Here is a 23,085-nt window from a genome sequence, read left to right as displayed (position 1 = left end):
GCGCTATCGCAACCGGCATGCCGCCCCGCCGCGCGAGGGCCGTTCCGGCGAAGGCGGTCGGCGCGACAGGCCGGGCGCGGCGCACGAGCGGCCGCCGCGCGATCGAGATCGCCCGCGGGGCCAGGGTGCGCGCGGCAAACGTTGCCGTGCTGGCAAACGTTGCCAGCCCTGAAAGACCGAGACGTGGCAAGGATTGCCGTCACGCCGCACACCGGGACCTCGGTGGCCTGACGTCGGGGGCTCAGCGCCGGGGGCTCAGGCGAGGCCGCTGCGCTGGAGCAGGGCGTCGAGGGTGGGCTCGCGGCCGCGGAAGTTCCTGTAGAGGTCCATCGGGTCCTGCGTGTCGCCGAGCGCGAGGATCTGGCTCCGGAACGCGTCGCCCACCTTGCGGCTGAACAGGCCCTCTTGCTGGAAACGGGAGAAGGCGTCGGCGTCCAGCACCTCGGCCCACTTATACGAGTAGTAGCCGGCGGCGTAGCCGACCGGGCTCGAGAAGAGGTGCGAGAAGCCGGCGATCATCGCGTAGCCCTCGGGCAGCGGGACCGGCGAGTAGCGCGAGAGGACCTCGCGGGCGAGCTCGACGACATCGCCGCGGCCGGGGCCCCAGTCCATGTGGAGCGTGAGGTCGATCTCGGCGAAGCCGAGCTGCCGCATCGTCGTGGCGCCCGCGCGGAACGTGCGGGCCGCGCGCATCCGCTGGAGCAGGTCGTCCGGGATGGGCGCGCCCGTCTCGTGGTGGCGCGCGAACAGGTCGAGCGCCTCGCGCTCCCAGCACCAGTTCTCCATGATCTGCGAGGGCAGCTCGACGAAGTCCCAGGCGACGTTGGTGCCGGCGAGGCTCCGGATCGGCACCCGGCTCGAGGCGTGGTGCATCATGTGGCCGAACTCGTGGAACAGCGTCTCGACCTCGCGGTGGTTCAGGAGCGCGGGGCGGCCGCCGACCGGCGGGGTGAAGCTGCCCGCCAGGACCTCGAGGTGGCGCGCGTCCTCGCCGCCTTCGCCGTTCTCGCGCGGCGCGCCCGTGACGAGACCGTGCATCCAGGCGCCGTCGCGCTTCTGCTCGCGCGGGAGGAAGTCGAGGTAGAACGCGGCGCTCTGGGCGCCGTCCGCCTCGATGAGCTTGTAGGCGCGGACGCTCGGGTGCCACGTGGGGGCGTCCTGCCACGGCGCGATGCGCACGCCATAAAGGCGGTGGGCGATCTCGAACAGGCCGGAGACGACGCGATCGAGCGGGAAGTACGGGCGGAGCGCCTCGTCGTCGAAGTCGTAGCGGGCGCGGCGCAGCTTCTCCGCGTAGTAGGAGACGTCCCACGGCGCGATCGGCGGCGCGTCCGGGCCCTCGATCTCGCGGCGGAAGGCGGCGAGCTCCTCTTTTTCGCGCTCGAACACCGGCTCGGTGCGCGCCCGCAGCGTCTCGACGAAGCGGCGCGCCTCGCCGCCCGTCTTCGCCATGCGATCCTCGAGGACCAGATCGGCGAAGGTCGCGTAGCCGAGCAGCTTCGCCTTCTCGCAGCGGAGCTCGAGGATGCGGCGGATGAGCGGGCGGTTGTCGTGCTCGGCCTCGGTCGCGCGCGTGTTGTAGGCGCGGTAGAAGCGCTCGCGGATCGCGGCGTCGTCGAGGTGCGTGAGCACGGGGATGTAGCTCGGCGCCTGCAGCGTGAAGCGGTAGCCCTGGATGCCCCGATCCTGCGCGCTCTGGCGGGCGGCCTCGACGGCGCTCGGCGGCAGGCCGGCGAGGCGGGCCGGGTCCTCGACAACGAACTCGAAGGCGTTCGTCGCGTCGAGGACGTTCTGCGAGAAGCGCAGGGTGAGGGTCGCGAGCTCGACGTCGATCTCGGAGAGGCGCTTCTTGCCGGCGGGGTCGAGCTCGGCGCCGCTGCGGCGGAAGTCGTCGAGGGTCTTCTTGAGGAACCGGCGCCGCGGGCCCGTCAGCGCCTCGGCCTCGGGCGTGGCGGCGAACGCCTTGAGGGCGCCGTAGACGCCCTCGTTGAGCGCGATGCCGCTCAGGAACTCGCTGACCTCCGGCTGGACGGCGTTGTACGCGGCGCGCAGCGCGGGGGTCGTGGACGTCGACTCGAGGTGCGAGACGACGTTCATGGCGCGATCGAGCCGGTCGGTGACGGCCTCGAGCGCGCCCAGGGTGTTCTCGTAGGTGCGGGGGCCGGGCGCCGCGATGAGGGCCTCGAGCCGGGCGCGGGCGTCGTCGAGCAGCGCGCGCGCCGCGGGCTCGACGTGCTCGCTCCGGATGCGATCGAACGGGATCTCGAAGCCGAGAGAGAGCAGGGGATTGTCGGTCGCTTCGGTCATATCGCTCCTGGTTGGGCCCCCTGGGGGGCCGGCGGACGGGGCGCGGCGCGCCGGCGACCCTCGGCCGGCGCGCGCGGTCCTCCCTTTGGTAAAGGCGCTGGCCTGGGTTGGCTAGTGCCGGCCTCACGATGCCCCGGCCATGGCGGCCGGCGCGGGCCGGCGCGGGCGCGTGGCGGCCGGCTAGAGGCCGAGCCAGCGGGCGACGACCGTGGCGAGCACGTCGGACGTCCCCGAATGGATGCTGCCGCCCAGCGCGTCGTCCACGGCCGACGGCAGGCCGCTCTCCTCGAGGTAGCCGGCGCCGCCGCGCAGCCAGAGATCGTCCAGCGCGAACAGAACGGCCGAGTCCGCCGCGTGCCACTTCGCCAGCGCGGCCTCGGCCTGGCCGCGCTGGCCCTGATCGAGCTCCCAGGCGGCGCGGTAGACGAGCAGCCGCGACGTCTCCAGCCGCAGCTTCATCTGCGCGACGCGGTGCGCGACGGCCTGGTGGCGCGCGATCGCCTGGCCGCCGAGCTCGCGCTCCCGGGCGAAGCGGACGGCCTCGCCGAGGGCGCGCTCCATGGCGCCGAGGCGGAAGGCGAGGATCAGCGCGCGCTCGTAGGTCATCGCGATCTGGAAGACGGCGAGGCCGGCGCCGGCGCGGCCGAGGAGCGCGTCGGGGCCGACCTCGCAGCCGCGGAACGACACGGGCGCGAGCCGCGCGCCGCGGAGGCCCGCCGTCGCGAGCGGCGCGCCGACGCGGACGCCCGCTGCGTCGGCGGTGTCCGCGGCGGCGGCGCGGGCGTCCGCGGCGGCGCGGGCGTCCGCGGCGGCGGCGCGGGCGTCCGCGGCGGCGGCGCGGGGCACGAGCAGCGCCGTGAGGCCGCGCGCGGGCGCCCCGCCGGCGACACCTCCGTCGCGCGCGACCGCGAAGTAGACGTCGGCCCGGTCGGCCCAGGTCACGTACCGCTTCTCGCCGGTGACCCGGTAGCCGGCGGCGGTGCGGTCGGCCCTGGCCTGCACCGACGCGACGTCCGAGCCGGCGCCCGCCTCGGTGGCCGCGACCGTGGCCATGCAGTCGCCGGTCGCCATCCGCGGCAGCCACGCGCGCTGCTGCGCCGGGGTGCCCACCCGGGCGAGCAGGAGCGCCACGCCGAAGAGGTGCGCCCCCGCGGCGAGCAGCACGCCGCCGTCGCGCAGCGTCGCGCCGAGGCCCTCGTAGGCGAGCGCCGTCGTCACGAGGTCGAGGCCCTCGCCGCCGAGCTCGCGGGCGATGGGCAGGCCGAGGGCGCCGCCCCGGGCGAGGACGCGCATGCGATCGTCCGGGGCCGCGGCGTCGGCCTCGGCGCCGAGGGCGCGCATGCGGTCGTGGACGGCGCGCTGGGCGGGGGTCCATCCGAAGTCCATCGCGGCTGCGATACCAGAGCGGGCGCGGGGCGTGGAGGACCGGAGGGCGGCGCGCGGGCCACCTCCGCCGGCGCGCTCATCGCCGCCGGCGCGCGCGGCTCAGTAGGGTCGCTCGTTGATGAAGTTGCCGGGAGGATCGTAGTTGCACACCCAGATCTGCCAGGCGCCGCCGCCGAACGGCGAGCCGTTCGTGCAATCGGCGACCCCGCAGCCGAGCCGCGCGGAGTCGGCCCACACCACCTGCGTGTAATGGCCGCACGTCGAGCTGCAGCCGTTGGTCGCGAGGTCGTAATTCGCCGCCTCGTCGACCCAGGCGGCGACGACGTCCTCCGGCGTCGACGCGCCGCTCGACGCGTAGAGGTTCTCTCCGTAGTTGCTCTCGCTATGGCCGAACTCGCACCGTTCGGCGTAGGCCTGCGCCACCGCCGCGATCTCGGGCGACCACGAGAGCCCGGGCAGCGGCGGGTCGGCGGGCGGCTCGACCGCGGCGCGCGCCCGGTTGTGGGCCGCGGTCATCCCGCTCATCCGGGGCGGCTCGCCCGCCTGGCCGGCCGTCGCGAGCTCGTCGTCGGACGAGCCGCCGCAACCTGCGATGAGCGCGAGCACGAGAGGGAACCGCGCGAGTCGGGCGAACCGGGCGAGCGAGGGGCCGAGCGTCTTCACCGGGCCATTGTCCTACGGCCCGGGCGAGCTCTGCAACGGTTATTCGAGGATGGCTGTGTGAACCCACGACGTGCCGTGTCATGGCGCGTCACCATGGTTGCTTGGACGGCGCGGCGATCGCGACCCCGGAATCCGGGCGTGGCGCACGTCGCCGAGACAGCCAACAACAGATCTCGTCGTGCATTGCTGCCTTGCTGACGGGCAGCGCCCTAGGGCAGAGTTGAGCGCGGTAACAATTCTGCAGGGTGGCCCTTGTCAGCCGGGGCGATTTATGAGTTATTGTCGCCCTGCTTCGGCGGCGGCCGCCGATTTCGCAAGGAGCGCGGTCGCCCTCATGGTCCTCCGCCGCTCTCCGTGGCGACCCGGCCGCCTGCGGCGCTCCCGACAAAGAACCAAGGAGTTTCCTGATGAACATCCGTGTGACGTGGCGAATCGCGACATTCTCTCTGGCGCTGGCGGGGCTCTCCGTCGTTCCGGTGATGGGGTGTGACAAGGCCGCGGAGCTGCAGAACGATCTCTGTTGTCGCGACTTCACGCCGGGCGCCGATCTCGCCACGGTCGAGTGGGGGCTCGAGGGCGACGCGGAGCTCAATTATGGTGCGTTCATGCAGGCCGTGTCGGACTTCACCGGCGCCGCGGGCGCCATGGTGGCCGACGTGAGCGCCGCCTGTCAGGCGATCGCGCTGGATCTCGGCGCGGACGCGGCGACGATCACGGCGACCAAGCCGAGCGAGCGGGCGTCGGCGTGGTGCGAGCTCGCGATCGACCAGCTCGGGGACGCGACGGCCGGTCTGTCGATCTCCTTCCAGCCGCCGAGCTGCACGGTCGACGCGAGCGTGCAGGCGAACTGCGAGGCGCGGTGCAGCGCCAACGTCGAGTGCCAGCTCACCCCGGCGGAGATCATCGCGCGCTGCGATCCCGGCGAGCTCTCGGGCCGCTGCGAGGGGCAGTGCACCGGCTCGTGCGAGGGCTCGGCCAACCTCGCCGTCAACTGCGAGGGTACGTGTCAGGGCACCTGCGAGGGCGCGTGCGACGGCGATTGCTCGGCGACGACCGAGGGCGGCGATTGCCGCGGTCAGTGCGAGGGCACCTGTACGGGCCAGTGCCGCGGCTCGTGCGAGCTCGCGGCCGACGCGCAGGTGGAGTGCAACGCCGACTGCTCGGGCTCGTGCGACGTCCAGTTCAAGGCGCCGAAGTGCAGGGCCCAGCTCAAGCCGCCGTCGGCCGAGTGCCAGGGGAGCGCGGAGTGCAGCGGCTCCTGCGAGGCGAGCGCGAGCGCGCGGGCGAGCTGCAAGGAGCCCGCGATCAGCATCGCGGGCGCGGCCGAGGCCGACGCGGTGATCTCGACGCTCCAGGCGAACCTGCCGCGGCTCCTGGTCGTCGCGCAGGCGCGCGGCGAGCTCCTCCTCGCCAACGCCGAGGCGGTGGTCGAGGCCGCGGGCACCCTCGAGGGCGCGGTCACGGGCAGCGTGAAGGCGGGGGCCTGCATCATCCCGGCCACCAACGCGATCACGCAGGCGGTCGAGAACATCGAGTCGAGCCTCACGGCCAGCGCCAACGTGATGGCCAAGCTGGAGATCGCTCCCCGCCAGTGAGCGTGAGCCTGGCGGCGGCGCGGGCCGCGGCCGGGCGCGCGTGATCCGCGCGTGACGACGAGCGCCGGCCGGGGCGGAGCGCTGCGAGCGCTCGCCCCGGCCGTCGCTGTTTTCAGCGCCGCCGGAGGCGCCCCGCCGCGATCGGCGCCAGCGCGCGCCGCGGCGGTATGGTGAGGCCGCCGACCCTCGTGTAATCTGCCGACGGAGCCGAGCGCGCATGGGGCAGCAGGGTGTGCGATCCAGGGTGCTCGTCGTCGATGACAACGAGCAGAACCGCGCCTTGGCCCAGGCGACGCTCGAGGACGACGGCTACGAGGTCGTGCTCGCCACCTCGGGCGAGGAGGCGATCCGCGAGTTCGAGCGCTGTAGCCCGGACTGCGTGCTGCTCGACGTGCGGATGCCGGGCATGGACGGCTTCGCCGTCTGCGCCCGGATCCGCGCGCTGCCCGGCGGCGCAAGCACGCCGATCGTGTTCCTGACCGCCCTCCGCGACGTCGACACGTTCGACAGCGCGCTGAGCGCCGGCGGCGACGACTTCCTGACGAAGCCCGTGCGCCCGTCGGAGCTGCTCGTCCGGGTGCAGGCCGCGCTCCGGCTGCGCCGGCTCGGCGCGGAGCTGCGCGAGCACGTCGAGCTGGTCCGGCAGCAGCGGGACGCGCTCATGCGCCTCCAGCTCCAGAAGGAGCAGCTCACGGCGTTCGTCGTGCACGATCTGAAGAACCCGGTGAGCAGCATGGATCTGCACGCGCAGTTCCTGCTCCGGGACCGCGCGCTCCCGGAGCCGGCGCGCGACTCCGCGCGGCACATCCGCGCAGAGGCGCGGTCGCTCCTGCGGCTCATCTACAACCTGCTCGACATCAGCAAGAGCGAGGAGGGCCGGCTCGCCCCCGAGCGCGCGCGCGTCGACCTCCGCGCGCTCGTCCTCGAGGTGTTCGCCGCGCTCGAGCTGCGCGCGAGCTCCCGGTCGGTCGCGCTGCGCGAGGCCGTCGAGGCGCCCGCGGTCCGGGCCGACCCGGACCTGCTCCGCCGCACCGTCGAGAACCTCCTGGAGAACGCGATCCACCACGCCCCGGTCGGGACGGCGGTGGCCGTGAGCGCCGTGAAGGACGGCGCCGCGGTCGAGATCCGCGTGGCGGACGCGGGGCCGGGCGTGCCCGCCGACCTGCGCGCGCGGGTGTTCGATCGCTTCACCCAGCTCGGCGGCGACGCGGAGGCCCTCCACCGGGCCGGCCGCGGCCTCGGCCTCGCGTTCTGCAAGATGGCGGTCGAGGCGCACGGCGGCCGCATCTGGATCGAGGACAACGCGCCCGGCGCGATCTTCTGTGTGAGGCTCCCCGATGACGAATGAACGATCCTCCGGCGAGCGCGCGTCGTCGCCCGAGCAGGCGCAGGACGGGCTCGGCGCGCCGCCGCTCGACGACGAGAAGTTCCGCCAGCTCATCGACGCGGCGCCCGACGCCATGGTGGTCGTCGACGAGCGGGGGCGCATCGTGTTCGTCAACGTCCAGACCGAGCGGATGTTCGGCTACGGGCGCGGCGAGCTCCTCGGCAGGCTGGTCGAGGTCCTGCTCCCGGAGCGGTTCCAGCGCTCTCACGTGGGCCACCGCTCGACGTTCACGGGCGCGCCCAGGGCGCGCCCGATGGGATCGGGGCTGGAGCTGTTCGGCCGGCGGAAGGACGGCGGCGAGTTCCCGATCGAGATCAGCCTCAGCCCGCTGGAGACCGCGGGGGGCACGCTCGTCTCGAGCGCGATCCGCGACATCAGCGAGCGCAAGCGCCTGGAGGCCGTGGCGCAGCGCTCCAGCGATCTCCTGCGGAGCGCAGTGGAGAGCGCCCAGGGCGCGTTCGCCGTGTTCGACGCGGCGGATCGGCTCGCGCTCTGCAACAGCGCGTACCGGCAGTGGCTCGGCGGGCGGGGGAGCGGCCCGGTCGTCGGGCGGAGCTACGTCGAGCTCCTCGACGAGGGGCTCGGCGCGGGGCTCTTCACGCTCGACGGCGAGCCGGCGGCCGCGCTCCGCGCGCGGATGCTCGCCTACCACGCGGCGCCGAGCGGCGCGCTGGATCTCGGGTCGAGCGACGGGCGCAGCCTGCGCGTGACCGAGCGCCGCACGGCCGAGGGGGCGACCGTGTGCACGATCTGGGACATGACCGGCGACGTGCAGCGCGCGGAGGAGCTCCGCAAGGCGCGCGCCCTCGCGGAGGCCGCCAGCACCGCGAAGAGCGAGTTCCTCGCCTCGATGAGCCACGAGCTGCGCACGCCGCTCAACGCGATCCTGGGCTTCGCGCAGCTCCTCCAGCGCGACAAGAAGACGCCGCTCACCGAGCGCCAGAGGGAGCGGATCGAGTACGTGATGAAGGGCGGCGAGCACCTGCTCAAGCTCATCGACGACGTGCTGGACCTCTCGCGCATCGAGGCCGGGCGGGTGGCGGTGTCGCTCGAGCCCGTGAGCGTCCCCGAGGTGCTCGCCGAGGTGAAGGCGACGCTGGACCCGATGGCCCAGCGCGCGGGCGTCGAGCTCGCCATGACGCCCCTCCCCGTGGACATCCCGGAGGTGGTGGCGGACCGGACGCGGTTCGCGCAGATCCTCATGAACTACGGGTCGAACGCGATCAAGTACGGCCGGAAGGGCGGGCGCGCGACGTTCGTCGTGTCGGTGACGGCGGGCGGGCGCGTGCGGGTCTGCGTGGCGGACGACGGCATGGGCATCGCGCGCGAGCAGCACGCGAAGATCTTCCAGCCCTTCCAGCGCGCCGGCCAGGAGACCGGGCCGATCGAGGGGACGGGGATCGGGCTCGCGATCACGAAGCGGCTGGCCGAGATGATGGACGGCGGCGTCGGCTTCCGCAGCGCGCCGGGCGAGGGGTCGGAGTTCTGGATCGAGCTGCCCGCGCACGAGGTGAAGGCGGAAGAGGCGGCGGGGCAGCCGAGCGAGCGCGCGGAGGCGTCGCCGCTCGCGGAGGCTGGGGGCGCGCGCTACGCGGTGCTCTACGTGGAGGACAACCCGTCGAACATCGCGTTCATGGAGGCGCTCATCTCGGAGTTCGAGCGGATCGACCTGATCACGGCGCCGAACGCCGAGATCGGCATCGAGCTCGCGCGGGCGCGGCGGCCTCACGTCGTGATCATGGACATCAACCTCCCCGGCATGAGCGGCTACGAGGCGCAGCGCCATCTGCAGGAGTGGCCGGAGACCTCCGCCATCCCCGTCATCGCGCTCAGCGCGGCCGCGATGCCGCGGGACACCCGCCGCGCCGAGGAGGCCGGGTTCTACCGCTACCTGACGAAGCCGGTGCGGGTCGACGAGCTGACCGCGACGCTCGAGGAGCTGCTGCTCGTACGGGCCTCGCCCTGATCACGGCGGCGCGGCGGTAGACTTCGAGGGGATGCCTCAGGGGCTGATGGGCTGATGGGCTGATGGGCTGATGCGCAGAGAGCGCTCAGCGCGGCTCGGCGCCCCTGGCCCGGGCGCGGAACGCCTCCGGCGTCTCGCCGGTCCAGCGCCGGAACGCCCGGTGGAACGCGCTCGGCTCCGAGTAGCCGAGCAGGTACGCCACCTCCCCGATCGCCATGCCCGCCTCCAGGAGCGCCGCCGCGCGGCCGCGCCGGGCCTCGTCGAGCAGGGCGTGCAGCGACGTCCCCTCGTCGCCGAGGCGGCGCTGCAGCGTGCGCGGGCTCATCCGCAGGCGCGCCGCGAGCGCCCCCAGATCGGCCCCCTCGCGCAGCCGCTCGGCGAGGAGCGCCCGCACGCGGTCCGCGAGCGCCTGCCCGGACGGCGCCGCGCCCGGCAGGCGCGCCGCGAGGGCGCCCACCTGGCGCTCCAGGAAGGCGGCGAGCGCGCCGTTCGCCTGCGGCAGCGGCCGGGCCAGCGCCTCCGCCGGCAGGACCAGCTCGGTCTGCGGCGCCTCGAACCGCACCGGCGCGCCGAGCCGCCGCGCCTTCTCCTCCGGATCCCCCGCCGCCGCGTGGCGGAAGCTCACCGCGACCGCCTCGATCGGGGCGCCGCTCATGCGCCCGCCGTTCACGAGCACGTCGAACGCGAACATCTCCGCCACCTGGCCGTGGGCCGGCCGGTCGGGCCCGAACGGCGTGAAGCCGAGGTGCGCGCGGCCCCCGCGGAGCTCGAGCGTGTAGCGTTCCCCCTCGCTCCAGAGCTGCTGGTAGCGGAGCATCCGGCCGAGCGCCTCGCCGAGGTTCGGGCTGCTCATCGCCAGGAAGCCGAGCGCGTCGAGCTGCTCCGGCTGGAAGCGCCCCGCGAAGTCCAGGCCGAGGTGCGGATCGCGGACCGCCGCCACGGCCGCCTCGAGGAGCGCGTAGAACGCCGCGAGCGGCGCGCGGGCGTCGGGGTCGTCGAGCGCCGCGGCCGAGAGGCCCGCGGCCTCGAGCAGCGCCGCGCGATCGGCCCCGCGCTGCGCGGCGTGGTCCGCGAGCTGCCCGGCGAGGCGGGCCCAGATCGTCGGCGCGCGCTCCGGGGCCCGGGACGCCTGGCGCCGCATGTCAGCCCTTGTGGCGCGCGCTGTCACTGCCGTCCCGCCGAGCAATCCCCAGGATTCGAGGCAATCGGAGGAGCGACATGCGAAGGGACAGCATCGAGGAAGGGCGCGGCGCGTTCGTCGAGGGCGCCTGGTACATCATCGCGGACGGGTCCACCGTGGGCAAGCGGCCGGTCACCGTCGAGCGCTTCGGGACGCGCATCGTGCTGTTCCGGGACGAGCGCGGCGCGCTGGTCGCGGCGCGGGCGCGATGCCCGCACCGCGGCGCGGATCTCGGCCTGGGGCGCGTCGTCGGCGGGGCGATCGAGTGCCCGTACCACGGCTTCCGGTACGCCGGGGACGGGCGCTGCGTCGCGATCCCGTGCGAGGGGCGCGGGGCGGCGGGGGCGGCGGGCGTGGAGAGGGTGGCCGGCGCGGGCGGCGGCGGCATCACGCTCGCGCTGACGCGCTACGAGGTGCGCGAGCACCGGGGGCTCGTGTGGCTCTACTGGGGCGAGCGGCCCGCCGAGCTGCCACCGCTGCCCTGGTTCGACGGCCTGCCGCCCGACGAGCGGCACGCCCACACGGCCACGATGGAGTGGGACGTGCCGTTCGAGCGCGCGACGGAGGGCATGCTCGACGTGCATCACCTGCCGTTCGCGCACCGCCCGTGGGCCGTCGGGGTCGGCGCGCTGCTCGACCCGTTCGATGTCCGCGTGGAGGGCGACACGATCCACGCCGAAGGGGTGCTCCGCCACGACGACGGGAAGCCGTGGGACGGGCGTCAGGGGTGGAAATTTGCGATAGAGCTGCGGTTTCCAGGGGTGCTGCGCCTGACGATCGGCGGGCGCATGGTGGGCGTGGCCGGGTGCGCGCCGATCGACGCGGAGCGGACGGCGATCGTGGGGCGGTACTACGTGCCGGTGCCGGTGGTCGGCCGCGCGCTCGCCTGGCTCGGGCTCTCGCTGGAGTTCTTGCTGATCCAGCCGGACGACGCGCGGATGCTCGCGTCGTCGGAGCCGCGCCACGCGGACCTGAGCGCGTGCCGCTTCGTGCGCGCGGACGCGGGGATCCTCGCCTGGCACAAGATGCGCCGGGAGCGGCTGAAGGCGCAGCGCGCGGGGGAGCCGCGCCGGCTGCCGGTCGACGCGGCGTGAGGGCGGTCGGCCCAGCCGCTGGTGGCGCGTCAGCCGCGCATCCTGACGAGGGCCTGGACCACGACGCGCAGATCGTCGATGTCGAGCGGCTTGTCGAGCACGGCGTCGGCGCCCAGGCGGTAGGCCTCCGCGTGGGTCTCCGGGTCGCCGAACGCGGTGATGAGGACGACGGGCGTGGACCAGTCGTCCCGGCGCAGACCGGCGAGGAGCTCGAGGCCGCTCTTGCCGGGCATGCGGATGTCGCTCACCACGATGTCGAGCGGCGCGCCGCCGTTGGACACCAGCGACTCGCCCATGATCTCGAGGAGGTGGTTGCCGTCGCGCGCCTCGAGGACCTCGTAGCCGTCGCGGCGGAGGGCGGTGGCGAGCAGGAGCCGCAGCTCGCGGTCGTCCTCGGCGAGCAGCACGCGAACGGGCGACTCGCCGAGCTGGGCGCTCGGCACCGGGCCAGGGGGCGCATCGAGGAACGAGGTAAGGTCGCGTAACAGCTCGGCGGGCATCGGGCTTTCTCCTTTGAGGTGCCTCGTTGCAGGCAGCGTGCCGTCCGCGGCGGCCGGAATCGACCGAGGTTGGGGCCAGGGCTGGGGGCCACGGCTGGGGGCCACGGCTGACCCAGGTTGGGGCAACCGACCCAGGTTGGGCCGACCCAGGTTGAGGCGCCGGAACCGACCCAGGTTGGGCCGACCCAGGTTGAGGCGCCGGAACCGACCCAGGTTGGGCCGACCCAGGTTGAGGCGCCGGAACCAACCCAGGTCGGGCGCCGGAACCGACCCAGGTTGGGCCGACCCAGGTTGAGGCGCCGGAACCGACCCAGGTTGCGTCCCCCCGGCGGCGTCCCCCACCGCCCCCCGCCCGCGCCTGCACGCCCCGCCTCGCCCCACCCCCGGCGGGGCGCCGTTCCCCGCCCGGGGTATTCCTCCTCGCCGCCCTCAGCCGCCCTTCGCCGCCCCCCCGGCCGGCGGCTCCCACCGCTCCAGCTTGCGGTGCAGCGTCTTCCGGTCGAGCCCGAGGATCCTGGCCGCCAGCGTCTTGTTGCCGCCCGCCGCCTCGAGCACCCGCAGGATGTACCGGCGCTCCACCTCCTCGAGCGGCACGAGCTCCGACGGATCGTCCGCCGCCACGATGACATGCGACGGCCGGTGCTCCCGGATCTTCGCCGGCAGGTCGTCCACCGTGATCTCCTGGTACCGCGTCAGCGCCACCGCCCGCTCGACGCAGTTCTGGATCTCCCGCACGTTGCCCGGCCACGAGTACGCGAGCAGCCGCTCGGCCGCCGCCGGCGAGAGGCCCACCACCTCCTTGCCCGAGCGCGCCGCGCAGTCCTCCACGAACCGCTGCGCCAAGAGCAGCACGTCGCTCCCCCGCGCCCGCACCGGCGGCAGTTCCACGTGGAGCACGTTGATGCGGTAGTACAGGTCCTCCCGGAACCGCCGCTCCTCCACCGCCGCGTCGAGGTCGCGGTTCGTCGCGGCCACGATGCGCGCGTCGAAGGCCACCTCGGCGCTGCCGCCCACCGGGCGCACCCGGCGCTCCTGCAGCGCGCGCAGCAGCTTCGGCTGCACCCCGAGCGGCAGCTCCCCGATCTCGTCGAGCAGCAGCGTCCCCCCGTTCGCCTCGACGAACAGCCCGGGGCGCGCCACCCGCGCGTCGGTGAAGGCCCCCCGCACGTGGCCGAACAGCTCGCTCTCGATCAGCGACTCCGGCACGGCCGCGCAGTTGATCGCCACGAACGGCCCCCCCTTGCGCCGGCTCCGCTCGTGCAGCGCCCGCGCGACCACCTCCTTGCCCGTCCCGCTCTCGCCGGTGATGAGCACCGTCGCCTCCGCGTCGGCGATGCGCTCGATCATGTCCTGCACCCGCCGCATCGCGGCGCTCCGGCCGACCAGGTCCGGGAACGCGCCCGGCCCGGCCACCGCGCGGCGCAGCCGCCGCACCTCGGCCTTGAGCGCGTGGTGCGCGATCGCCCGCTCCAGCGCGAGCGCCAGCGTCTCGATGTCGACCGGCTTGGTCACGTAGTCGTACGCGCCCGCGCGGATCGCCTCCACCGCCGTCTCGATGCTGCCGAACGCGGTGATCACCACGACGGGCACGTCCGGCCTGATCTCGGCCGCCCGGCCGCAGACCTCGATGCCGTTCATGCCGCGCATGTTCAGGTCGGTCAGGATGACGTCGAAGCCCTCGTCCTCCGCGAGCAACGCGAGCGCCTCGACCGGCGACGTCCGCGTGGTCGCCTCCACGCCGCGCGTGCGGAGGTCCGCCGCCAGCCACGCGCACATGGCCTCGTCGTCGTCGATGATCAGCGCTCGCCTGCCCATGATTCCTCGCTCTCCCCGCGCACCATGACGCTCGCCCGCGGCCGCGCCGCCGCCCCGGCCGCGCCGCCTCGCTCCGCCGCGGGCGCGCCCTCGTCGCCGGCAGCCGGCCGCGCGGCCTCCTCGCCGCTCGGGGCGAGGTACACCGTGAAGGTCGAGCCCTCGCCGAGCTTGCTCTCCACGTCGATCCAGCCGCCGTGCTCGCGCACGATGCCGTACGAGACGCTCAGCCCGAGGCCGGTGCCCTCGCCGACGTCCTTCGTGGTGAAGAACGGCTCGAAGATGCGGTGGACGTTGCCGGGCTCGATCCCCTCGCCGCCGTCGATCACCCGGACGGCGAGGTGCTCGCCCTCGGCGCCGCCGTGATCGGCCGGAGGGCGCGCGCGCGCCCGCTCGACGCGCACCGTGAGCTCGCCGCCCCGCTTCATCGACTGCATGCCGTTGATGACGAGGTTCGTGAGCACCTGCTGCATCTGCCCGGCGTCCACCTCGGCGCGCGCCGGCGCCGGGCCCACGTCGTCGAGGCGCAGCGCCACGCCGCGCTTGCGGGCGAGGGGATCGAGGAGCTGCAGCGTCTGGCGCGCGAGGTGCGCGAGATCGTGCGGCGCCTTCTGCGCGACCCGGCGGCGCGCGAAGTCGAGGAGCTGCCGGATGATCTTCGTCATCCGGTCCGCCTGCTCGGCGATGATGCGCGCGCTGTCCGCCGCCTCCTCCGGCGGCAGGCCGCGGGCGATCATCTTGGCGCGGCCGCCGACCACGTTGAGCGGCGTGCCGAGCTCGTGCGCGAGCCCCGAGGCGAGCTTGCCCACGATGCCGAGCCGGTCGGCGTGCCGCAGCTGCTCCAGCGCGACGATGCGCGCGGACGCCTCCCGGGCGGCGTGCTCGCGCGCCTCGGCGAGGTGATCGCACATCGCGTTGATCTCGCGGGCGAGCTCCCCGAGCTCGTCGCGCTGCGGCAGGAGCAGCGGGCCGCCGAGGTCGCCCTTCCCGATGCGCCGGGTCTTGTCGACCAGCCGCTGCGTCGGCTGCCCGACGAGGAGCTGCCCGAAGATCATGGCCAGGAGGCCGCTCAGCGCCGCGAGGGCGACGATCGTGGTCACGGTGTTGACCACGCTCGCCTGGACGTACGACTCCTCCTCCCCGAGCGACTCGGAGATCTCGATGGCGCCGACGCGCGCCGGGTCCACGGGCACGGGCGCGTACGTGTAGAAGCGCCCGCTCCTGTCGCCCTCGCGCTGGAGGCGGAACACCTCGGTCCCCCCGGAGAGCTCGGCGATCTCGGCGGCGGGCAGCGCGGGCGCGAAGCGGTCGCCGGCCGGCGCGTCGAGCCACACCCAGCGGAAGCTCACGCCGTCCTCGCGCTCGCTCGCCTTGCCGAGCACGCGGAGCGCCTCGTCCATCCCGTCCCGGCGCCAGATCTCGACCATCGCCGTGCGCAGGGCGCTGCCGATGAGGTGCTCGTCGCGCCGCATGTCCGCCTCGAACAGCGCCCGCTCGCGTCGGACCGAGAGGTAGCCGTAGAGGCTCAGCACGGCGCACATGACGAGGACGAGGGCGACGGTGAGCTTGCTGGCGAGCCGCATGGAGTACCTTGGAGGAGCATGCAGGACGCGTGCGCGTTCTCAAGGGGGTCGCGGCGCGGCGCGCGTCGATCCAGGGCGCCCCGGAACTCCCCGCGTGGGGCAAAACTCCCCTGGCGACGCGCGCCGGGGTGCGCTGCCCCCGCCGCGCGCCGGGGCATACGGCGGGGGCAGCGCGGCCCGCGGGGCGCCGAGCGCCATGGCCCGCGGGGCCGCAGCTCAGGCCGCCGTCGCGCGCTCCACGTCCTCCCAGGTCCCGGTCGCCGCGAGCTGCGGCGCCGCCACCGGCGCCGACCAGCGCAGCGGCACCGCATCCTCCCTCCAGACCCCCTCGGCCACGCGGAACCGCAGCAGCCGCTGGGCGCCGGCGAAGGCCGAGACCTCCGGGCCGTCCCAGACGACCTCGGCCTCTCCGGTGAGCGACAGCAGCCCGCCGGAGGCGAAGTCGACGAAGAGCAGCCCGGCGCGCGGGTTCAGCGCCAGGTTGCCGAGCGTGTTGAACGCGAAGTTGCCGGTGAAATCCGGGGAGGTCAGGACGGTACGGCCGTCCTCCTCGGCGACGCGCACGAAGCCGGGCCTGCCGCCCCGGTGGGAGACGTCGGCCCCCTCGATCGCGTCGCCGCCGCGCGCGGCCGGCGCGGCGGTCGCGATGAAGAACGTGTCCGCGCGGCGGATCAGGGCTGCTGCGTCGGCGGACAGGACCGGCCCCTCCGCCTGCGCCCGGCGCGGCGCGGCGGCCGTCTCCGGCGCCCTCACGAACACCGGCTCTCGCGCCTGGATGTACTGCGCGCAATTGCCGAAGCTCTGCCCGACCTCGACGACGAACCCGTCGTCGCCGGCCTCGACGATCGTGCCGTTCATCCGGTTGCGTCGGCGGGTCTCGAGCTGGATGCCGAGCAGCCCGACGGGCGCGCCGGCCACGAGGTGCGCGCCCAGCGGGTCGCCGGCCCCTGGACGCGCGCTCACCGCGAGCGTCCGCGGATCCGGAGACGCGATGAACCCCGGCTGCCCCGCGAGGATCGTGGCCCACGGCCGGCGCTGCGCGTCGAGGCCCCCGACGAGCAGGAACGGCAGCTTCTCGAACAGCTCGCGGTGCTGGTCGGGCATGAAGTCCCGGATGATCCGGCGCCCGGCCTTCTCGGCCCGCTCCCGCGCGCCGGCCCGTGTCTGCATGGCCATCTCCCCCGGGTGATAGGGCGAGCCGTCACCGGGCCAGCCGGGCAGGGGGGTCACCTTCAGGCCCCCGCCGGGACCGGCGTCCGCTGCATGGGCACGAAGCCGGGCAGATCCTCCACGCGGGCGAGCCACGCGCGCACGTGGCCATGGGGGTCGAGCGAAACGCCGCCCTCCGGCGCGTGCGCCGTGTAGGTGTAGATCGCGACGTCCGCGATCGTCGGCGCATCGCCGGCCAGGAAAGGCTGCGTCGCCAGGTGCTGGTCGAGCACGGCGAGGAGCTGGTCCGCGATCCCCTTCGCCTGCTCGCGATCGACCTTGAGGCCGAACACGCTCGCGAGGCGCGCCGTCCCGGGCCCCGCGAAGAGCCGCCCCGCGGCGACCGACAGCCACCGCTGCACGTGCGCCGCCGCCACGGGATCGCGCGGAAGCCAGCGCCCCGACGGGTCGTAGCGCAGGGCCAGATAGACGAGGATCGCGTTGCTGTCGGCCAGCGTCACGTCGCCGTCCTCGATCACCGGCACCTGACCGAACCGGTTCTTGCGGAGGAACTCGGGCGTCCTCTGGGCGCCGTTCCGGAGGTCGACGTCGATGAGCTCGAACGGGAGCTGCAGGAGCGACAGGAACAGCTCCACGCGGTGCGAGTGCCCCGAGAGCGGGTGTCGGTAAAGGCGGATCGGGCTGGCAGGGGTGGTCATCGACGTGTCCTTTCGGCGGGATGGTCAGGGCGAGGCGGCGCAGACCGCGCGTGCTTCCCTCGCTCGCCACCGAACCATGACCGTTGCTGTGGCCGACGTGAATGCCCATCCTTGACAAGGAACCATTCCAGGAAATGAAATAATCGGATGGATCGCCTGGACACCCTGCGCGTGTTCATCGCCGTCGCCGAGGAGGAAGGCTTCGCGCCCGCGGCGCGGCGCCTGTCGATGTCGCCGCCGGCGGTGACGCGCGCCATCGCCGCGCTCGAGGAGCGGATCGGCGCGCGGCTCCTGCACCGCACGACGCGCATCGTCCGCCTGACCGAGGCGGGCGCCCGGTTCCTCACGGACTGCAAGCGGATCCTCGGCGAGATCGAGGAGGCCGAGGCGTCGGCGGCCGGGTCCCACGCCGAGCTGCGGGGGCAGATCGGGGTGACGGCGCCCGTGATGTTCGGGCGGATGTTCGTCGCGCCGGTCGTCTTCGACTTCCTCGCGCGCCATCCGCGCGTGTCGGCGCGGACGCTGCTCGTCGACCGCGTCGTCGACATGCTCGACGAGGGGCTCGACGTCGCGGTCCGGATCGCCCACCTGCCGGACTCGTCGCTGACCGCGATCCGCGTCGGCACGGTCCGGCTCGTGGTCTGCGCGTCGCCGGACTACCTCGCCGCGCGCGGCGCGCCCGAGACCCCGGCCGACCTGACGCAGCTCGATACGATCGGCTTCTCGCAGGCGGCCTGGCCCGCGGAGTGGTCGTTCTCGTCGGGCGCGCGGGTCGAGAAGGTCCTTCCGCCGTCGCAGCTCCTCGTCAACACCGCCGACGTCGCCATCGCGGCGGCCGTGGCCGGGCGGGGGCTCGCGCGGGTGCTCTCCTACCAGGTCGGCCCGGAGCTGCGCGCCGGGCGCCTCCGGATCGTGCTCCCGGCGTTCGAGCCGCCGCCGGTCCCCGTCCACGTCGTCCACCCCGAGGGCCCGCGCGCGGCGGCGAGGGTGCGCGCCTTCGTCGATTTCCTTGTCGAGCGGCTCCGGTCCGAGGCGTGGCTGAGCTGAGCCCCGGGCCCGCTCACCTCCGCCGGCGCGCGATCACCCGTCGCGCTCCGAGGGCGGCGCCGGCGCGTCGTCCGCCTCCTCGCGGCGCGCCCGCCGCCTGCGCCGCCGCCGGACGGACATCCCGCTCGACTGCATGGCGAAGCGGAGCCCCTCCCGCAGGTTCGAGAGCGTCTTGATGTTCGACAGATCGAGCCCCAGCGACACCACCGTCTGCGCCACCTCGGGCCGGATGCCGACCACGACGCCCTGCGCGCCGAGCATCGCGACCGCGTCGATGAGCCGCAGCACGTGATCGGCCGTGGCCGCGTCCACGGCGCTCACCCCGGTCAGATCGATGATCGCGTGACGGCAGCGGGTCCGCGCCACGGCCTCGAGCAGCACCTCCATCATCTGCTGGGAGCGCTGCTCGTCGAGCACGCCGAGCACCGGCATGGTCAGGACCCCGTTCCAGACCTCGATGATCGGCGTCGACAGCGCCCGGATCGCCTCCTGCTGCTGCTCGATGATCTCGAGCCGCTCCTGCAGCATGGCCTCGTGCCGCTTGCGCTCGGTGATGTCGGTCGCGCCGCCGGCCATCTGGAACGGCACCCCCTTGTCGTCCCAGTCGGCCATGCCGCGGGTGAACACGTCGCGGTACGCCCCGTCCTCGTGCCGTAGCCGGTACTCGACCCTGAACGGCCGCCGCTCCTCCAGGTGCGCCTTGAGCGCGGCCTGGAGGGCGCTCCGGTCGTCGGGGTGCACGCGCTCGAAGAAGGTCATGAACGTCCCGCCCCACGCCTCGCGGCGGACGCCCACCAGCTCGAGCAGGCGATCGCTCCACTCGACCGTGTCCTCGCGGATGTTCCAGAACCAGATCCCCTCGTTCGACGCCTCCGCGAAGAGCCGGTAGCGCGCCTCGCTCCGCCGCAGGGCGGCCTCGGCCTTGCGCGCGTCGGCCACGTCGGTGGTGCCGCCGAGCCACCGGACGATGTTCCCCGCCCGGTCGCGCTGCGGCAGCGCCCTGACCACGTGCTCCCGGTAGGTCTGGTCGCTCGCGCGCCACAGGCGGAACTCCGTGTAGTACGGCTCCCCCGTCTCCAGGCTCCGGGTCCACGCCGCGATCGTCTTCTCGACGTCGTCCGGGTGCAGCATCGCGAGCCACCCCTCGCCGAGGATCTGCGCCTCCGTGCGGTCGAAGTAGTCGACGACGGCCCGGTTCACGAAGTCCAGCTTGCCGTCCGGACGCGCGGTCCACACCTGGAGCGGCATGGCGTCCCCCAGGGTCCGGAGCTGCGCGTCGAGCTCGCTGGCCAGCGCGCCCGGCTGGGCCGCGGCGCCGCCGGCCTGGACGCCGGCCCCCCGGAGGCGGCTCGGCGGGGGCGCGTCGCGCGCGCGCTCGGCGTCGCCGGCGCCCGCGACCCCGAGCGCGCGCGCGAGCGGCCCCTCCAGATCGACGGTGCGCTCGGCGTGGCTGTCGGCGATCCGGGCGCGCACCAGGCGGAGGAGCTCCCGCCGGACCTCCTCCTCGATGCGGCCGCGCAGGAAGTCGCTCGACCCCGCCGGCGGCTCGGCGAACAGGATCGACTCCGCCGCCGGCTCCGCGACGTCGAGGAAGATCCCGAGCGGCGCGCACGGCCTCGGCGTGATGCGCAGCGTGACCGTCGCGCCGAGCCGGTGCACCGCGGCCTCGGCCTCGCCCGCCGTCTCGACCCGGACCGTCAGCGCGTGCGGGATCGCGACGTCGAACGCGCCGCTCGTGCCGCGCGTCACCGCCGCCTCGCCGGGCTGCACATCGAGCGAGAGGCGCGACACCTTCCCGAGGACCTTGAGCTCCCGCTCCTCGCGGCGCGCGACGGCGAGGAGGGCCGCCGCCCGGCGGCGGATCAGGTCCTCCGTCATCACGAGATCGACGATGCTCCGGCCTAGCTCCTCGAGCGTGAGCCCTCCGTTATCCACCATGTCTCCTTCTGAGATGCTCGCTCGCCCTCCTCGCGGCGGAGGTCAAGATCGCGAGCGTAACGCGCGGCGCCGTCCGTCGGAAGCCCCGCGCCGCTCAGCTCGACGCCGACGTATACCGTCCTATCGCCCGTTTCCACACCGCGCGGGCCACGGCGCCGAACGCGAGCGCGCCCAGCGCCGCGGCGGCGGCCGTGCGCGGGGCGAGGGTCCCGAGCAGCGCCTCCGCCGGGTAGGTGGTCATCAGCGCGAGCGGGACGACGACGGTGAAGGCGACGCGCCAGAAGCCCTTGAAGAGCGTGACCGGCCAGCGCGCGAAATCGAAGAGGGAGTTGAACAGATACGCCAGGTTGTCGAGGCGCACGACCCAGAACGCGGCGGAGATCACGAGGATGCAGATCGAGTAGAGCACCAGCGTCGCCGTCACGAGCAGGCCGAGCGAGAGCGCCATGTCGGCGGGCGCGGGGGCGCGGCCGATCCGCGTGAACGCGTAGACGAAGATCGCCGCCGCGGCGAAGCCGTCCACGACCTTGCGGATCTCGAAGCGGGCCGTGGAGACGAGGAACTGCGCGTCCGCGGGCTTGAGCAGCGTGAAGTCGAGCGTGCCTTTCCGGATCTGGTCGACCACGCTGATGAGCGACGGGTTCACGGCCCCCTCGAGGACGCCCTTGAGCAGCGTGAACCACCCGACGACGACGAGCGCCCGCTCGTACGTCCAGCCCTCGACCGGCTGTCGGCCGACGAGCGCGATGTGGAGCGGGACGAGGCCGACGAGCGTCCAGACCACCGTCATCACCGCGCCGAGCAGGAAGTCCCACCGGTACTGCATCCCGAGCGCGATCGACACGCGGAGCTGCGTCGCGAGCAGCCGCAGGTAACGCACGCCGCTCACCCGCCGAACGCCGAGAACCGCCGGACCCCGGCGCGCCACGCGACGAGCGCGGCGGCGGCGGTGCCGGCCGCGAAGGCCCACTGCACGCCGAGCTCGGCGAGCGCGCGGCCCGGATCGAGCAGCCCCGTGATCAGCTCGACCGGGAAGGCGAGGCTGTACCGGAACGGCAGGGCCCGCGCGACGTCGCCGAGCCACGGGGGGAACAGCTCGATCGGGACGAGGTAGCCGGCGAAGATCATGAAGGCCGCGAGGTAGATGTCGAACACCGCGGTCGAGCTCTCGATCACGAACGCGAGCGAGCCGATCAGCGCCATCGTGAAGAAGTTGATCGCCCAGGCGCCGACGAGCGAGGCCGCCCAGATCCCGAGCTCGAAGGCCGTCGGGTGGAACCGCTCGCCCGAGGTCACGAGGAGCGCGATGACCGCGATGGGCAAGCAGAGCAGCGCCCGCAGCGGGAGCGCGGCGAGGTTGTCGGCGGCGTAGGCGATGAGCGGGTGGATCGGCTTGAGCAGGCGCTGGGAGAGGGCGCCGCTCTTGATCTCCATGTTCATCTCCCAGACGAGCCACGACCCGGTCATCTGGCGGACGATGAGGATCGCCAGGAAGTACGCGGTGAAGTCGCTCGCCCCGAAGCGGCCGACCGGCGCGGCCTCGGCGACCGCCGACCAGAGCGCGAGGCTCACGAGCGGCATCGTCGTCGTGAGCATCCAGATCAGCATCTCGGCCCGGTACGCGATCGCGGCCGCGACCCCGACGCGGAGCAGCGTCGGGAACGCGCGGGCCGCCCTCGACAGCGCGCTCACGACGCGCCCCCGGCCGCGTCGCGCGCCGGCTCCACCGCCGCGCGCGCCGGCTCGCCCTCGGGCTGCTCGCCCGCGAAGAGCTCGCGCATCACCTCCTCCAGGGGAGGATCCTCGACGGTGAGATCCGCGATGTCGGTCTGGCTGAGCAGCCACGACATGGCCTCGCGCAGCGCTTCCTGGCGCACCTGCAGCACCGCGCGGCCCGGCTCGAGCAGGACGACCGCGCCGACCCGCTCGAGGATCGCCCGGTCGACCGCGCCCCCGAGGCGCAGCGCGATCCGCTTGTGCGGGCGCACGCTGCGCACGAGCGAGGCGAGGTCGCCGTCGTAGCGCAACTTACCTTTGTCGATGACGATGACGCGCGGGCAGAGCGCCGCGACGTCGTCCATGTAATGGGACGTGAGCACGACCGTGGCTCGCCGCTGCTCGTTGTAGCGGCGGACGAACTCGCGGACGCTGAGCTGCATCGCGACGTCGAGCCCGATCGTCGGCTCGTCGAGGAACAGGACCTCCGGCCGGTGCAGCAGCGCGGCCGCGAGCTCGCACTTCATGCGCTCGCCGAGCGAGAGCTGCCGCGTCGGCTTCGTGGCGATCGCGGCGATCCCGAGCAGGTCTTCCAGCTCACCCATCGTCTGCCGGAACTCCGCGTCGCCGATCCCGTAGATGGCGCGGTTCAGGGCGAAGGTCTCGGCGGGCGGGAGGTCCCAGAGGAGCTGCTGCTTCTGGCCCATCACGAGGGTGATCCGCTTCAGGAAGTCGGCCTCGCGGTGCTGCGGCACGAAGCCCGCGACCCGGACCCGCCCGCCCGACGGGTGGAGGAGCCCGGCGAGCACCTTCAGCGTCGTCGTCTTGCCGGCGCCGTTCGGGCCCAGGAAGCCGACGCGCTCGCCGGGCGCGATCGAGAACGAGAGGTCCTCGACCGCGTGGACGACCCGGTAGCGGCGCCGGAAGACCGAGCGCACCGTGGCCGCGAAGCCGGCGGCGCGCTCGTGGACCTGGTACGTCTTGGAGAGCGACTCCACCGCGATGGCGCTCGACGCCTCTGCCATGGGCGGCGGAGACTAGCA

At 74.0% G+C, this 23,085-nt stretch carries 17 protein-coding genes and 1 pseudogene; 5 read left to right on the top strand and 13 right to left on the bottom strand.

Features of this window, described 5'->3' with window-relative positions; translation table 11 throughout:
* Positions 1-255: 255 nt before the first annotated feature.
* The 3 genes from WME96_RS36320 to WME96_RS36310 form a co-directional block, all read right to left on the bottom strand.
* A complete protein-coding gene (locus WME96_RS36320) occupies positions 256-2,307 on the bottom strand; it encodes a M3 family metallopeptidase (RefSeq protein ID WP_437286162.1) in 2,052 nt (683 codons plus the stop codon).
* 180 nt (positions 2,308-2,487) lie between these two features.
* Positions 2,488-3,693 (bottom strand): acyl-CoA dehydrogenase family protein, encoded by a 1,206-nt coding sequence (locus WME96_RS36315; RefSeq protein WP_437286161.1) that lies wholly within the window; start codon positions 3,691-3,693, stop codon positions 2,488-2,490.
* A 99-nt stretch (positions 3,694-3,792) separates the two neighbouring features.
* On the bottom strand, positions 3,793-4,356 hold the full coding sequence (locus tag WME96_RS36310) for a CAP domain-containing protein (RefSeq protein WP_437286160.1): 564 nt from the start codon (positions 4,354-4,356) through the stop codon (positions 3,793-3,795).
* A gap of 407 nt (positions 4,357-4,763) precedes the next feature.
* On the opposite strand from WME96_RS36310, the gene WME96_RS36305 reads away from it, so the two are divergent.
* The 3 genes from WME96_RS36305 (at position 4,764) to WME96_RS36295 (ending at position 9,304) form a co-directional block, all read left to right on the top strand.
* Entirely contained in the window at positions 4,764-5,951 is a 1,188-nt protein-coding gene (locus WME96_RS36305; protein WP_437286159.1) for a hypothetical protein, read from the top strand.
* Positions 5,952-6,168: 217 nt separating this feature from the next.
* A complete protein-coding gene (locus tag WME96_RS36300) occupies positions 6,169-7,299 on the top strand; it encodes a hybrid sensor histidine kinase/response regulator (RefSeq protein ID WP_437286158.1) in 1,131 nt (376 codons plus the stop codon).
* Positions 7,289-9,304, top strand: a complete 2,016-nt coding sequence (locus WME96_RS36295) for a PAS domain S-box protein (protein ID WP_437286157.1) — start codon at positions 7,289-7,291, stop codon at positions 9,302-9,304. Before WME96_RS36300 ends, WME96_RS36295 begins: the two co-directional genes overlap by 11 nt.
* A gap of 85 nt (positions 9,305-9,389) precedes the next feature.
* Here the strand turns inward: WME96_RS36295 and WME96_RS36290 are convergent, their stop codons facing one another.
* Entirely contained in the window at positions 9,390-10,445 is a 1,056-nt protein-coding gene (locus WME96_RS36290) for an AraC family transcriptional regulator (protein WP_437286156.1), read from the bottom strand.
* A 77-nt stretch (positions 10,446-10,522) separates the two neighbouring features.
* On the opposite strand from WME96_RS36290, the gene WME96_RS36285 reads away from it, so the two are divergent.
* Positions 10,523-11,578: a Rieske 2Fe-2S domain-containing protein gene (locus WME96_RS36285; RefSeq protein WP_437286155.1), complete on the top strand. Its 1,056-nt coding sequence runs from the start codon at positions 10,523-10,525 to the stop codon at positions 11,576-11,578.
* 29 nt (positions 11,579-11,607) lie between these two features.
* On the opposite strand, the gene WME96_RS36280 is transcribed toward WME96_RS36285, so the two are convergent.
* The 5 genes from WME96_RS36280 to WME96_RS36260 form a co-directional block, all read right to left on the bottom strand.
* Positions 11,608-12,078, bottom strand: coding sequence for a response regulator (locus tag WME96_RS36280; RefSeq protein ID WP_437286154.1), 471 nt, complete (start codon positions 12,076-12,078; stop codon positions 11,608-11,610).
* A gap of 429 nt (positions 12,079-12,507) precedes the next feature.
* Positions 12,508-13,893, bottom strand: coding sequence for a sigma-54-dependent transcriptional regulator (locus tag WME96_RS36275; protein WP_437286153.1), 1,386 nt, complete (start codon positions 13,891-13,893; stop codon positions 12,508-12,510).
* Positions 13,875-15,473, bottom strand: a complete 1,599-nt coding sequence (locus WME96_RS36270; RefSeq protein ID WP_437286152.1) for a sensor histidine kinase — start codon at positions 15,471-15,473, stop codon at positions 13,875-13,877. The genes WME96_RS36275 and WME96_RS36270 overlap by 19 nt, the downstream gene beginning before the upstream one ends.
* A 216-nt stretch (positions 15,474-15,689) precedes the next feature.
* Positions 15,690-16,643, bottom strand: coding sequence for a pyridoxamine 5'-phosphate oxidase family protein (locus tag WME96_RS36265; RefSeq protein WP_437286151.1), 954 nt, complete (start codon positions 16,641-16,643; stop codon positions 15,690-15,692).
* 62 nt (positions 16,644-16,705) lie between these two features.
* A complete protein-coding gene (locus tag WME96_RS36260) occupies positions 16,706-17,341 on the bottom strand; it encodes a glutathione S-transferase family protein (protein WP_437286150.1) in 636 nt (211 codons plus the stop codon).
* Between the two features lie 147 nt (positions 17,342-17,488).
* Between WME96_RS36260 and WME96_RS36255 the strand changes: the two genes are divergently transcribed.
* Positions 17,489-18,388, top strand: a complete 900-nt coding sequence (locus WME96_RS36255) for a LysR family transcriptional regulator (protein ID WP_437286149.1) — start codon at positions 17,489-17,491, stop codon at positions 18,386-18,388.
* 33 nt (positions 18,389-18,421) lie between these two features.
* On the opposite strand, the gene WME96_RS36250 is transcribed toward WME96_RS36255, so the two are convergent.
* The 4 genes and pseudogenes from WME96_RS36250 to WME96_RS36235 form a co-directional block, all read right to left on the bottom strand.
* Positions 18,422-20,326 carry a PAS domain-containing protein gene (locus WME96_RS36250; protein ID WP_437286148.1) on the bottom strand — a complete coding sequence of 635 codons (1,905 nt, stop codon included), beginning with the start codon at positions 20,324-20,326 and terminating at the stop codon, positions 18,422-18,424.
* Between the two features lie 94 nt (positions 20,327-20,420).
* Positions 20,421-21,206, bottom strand: a complete 786-nt coding sequence (locus WME96_RS36245; protein WP_433929234.1) for an ABC transporter permease — start codon at positions 21,204-21,206, stop codon at positions 20,421-20,423.
* A 5-nt stretch (positions 21,207-21,211) separates the two neighbouring features.
* Positions 21,212-22,018, bottom strand: coding sequence for an ABC transporter permease (locus WME96_RS36240; protein WP_433929233.1), 807 nt, complete (start codon positions 22,016-22,018; stop codon positions 21,212-21,214).
* Positions 22,015-22,926 (bottom strand): annotated as a pseudogene (locus WME96_RS36235) (ABC transporter ATP-binding protein); the annotation flags it as partial. The gene WME96_RS36240 and the pseudogene WME96_RS36235, both read right to left, overlap by 4 nt.
* Between the last annotated feature and the right edge of the window lie 159 nt (positions 22,927-23,085).

The sequence above is a fragment of the Sorangium sp. So ce406 genome (assembly GCF_051474675.1).
Lineage (GTDB): Bacteria > Myxococcota_A > Polyangia > Polyangiales > Polyangiaceae > Sorangium > Sorangium cellulosum_G.
Note: the sequence above shows the minus strand (reverse complement) of the source record. Positions and strands in the feature narration are given on the sequence as shown.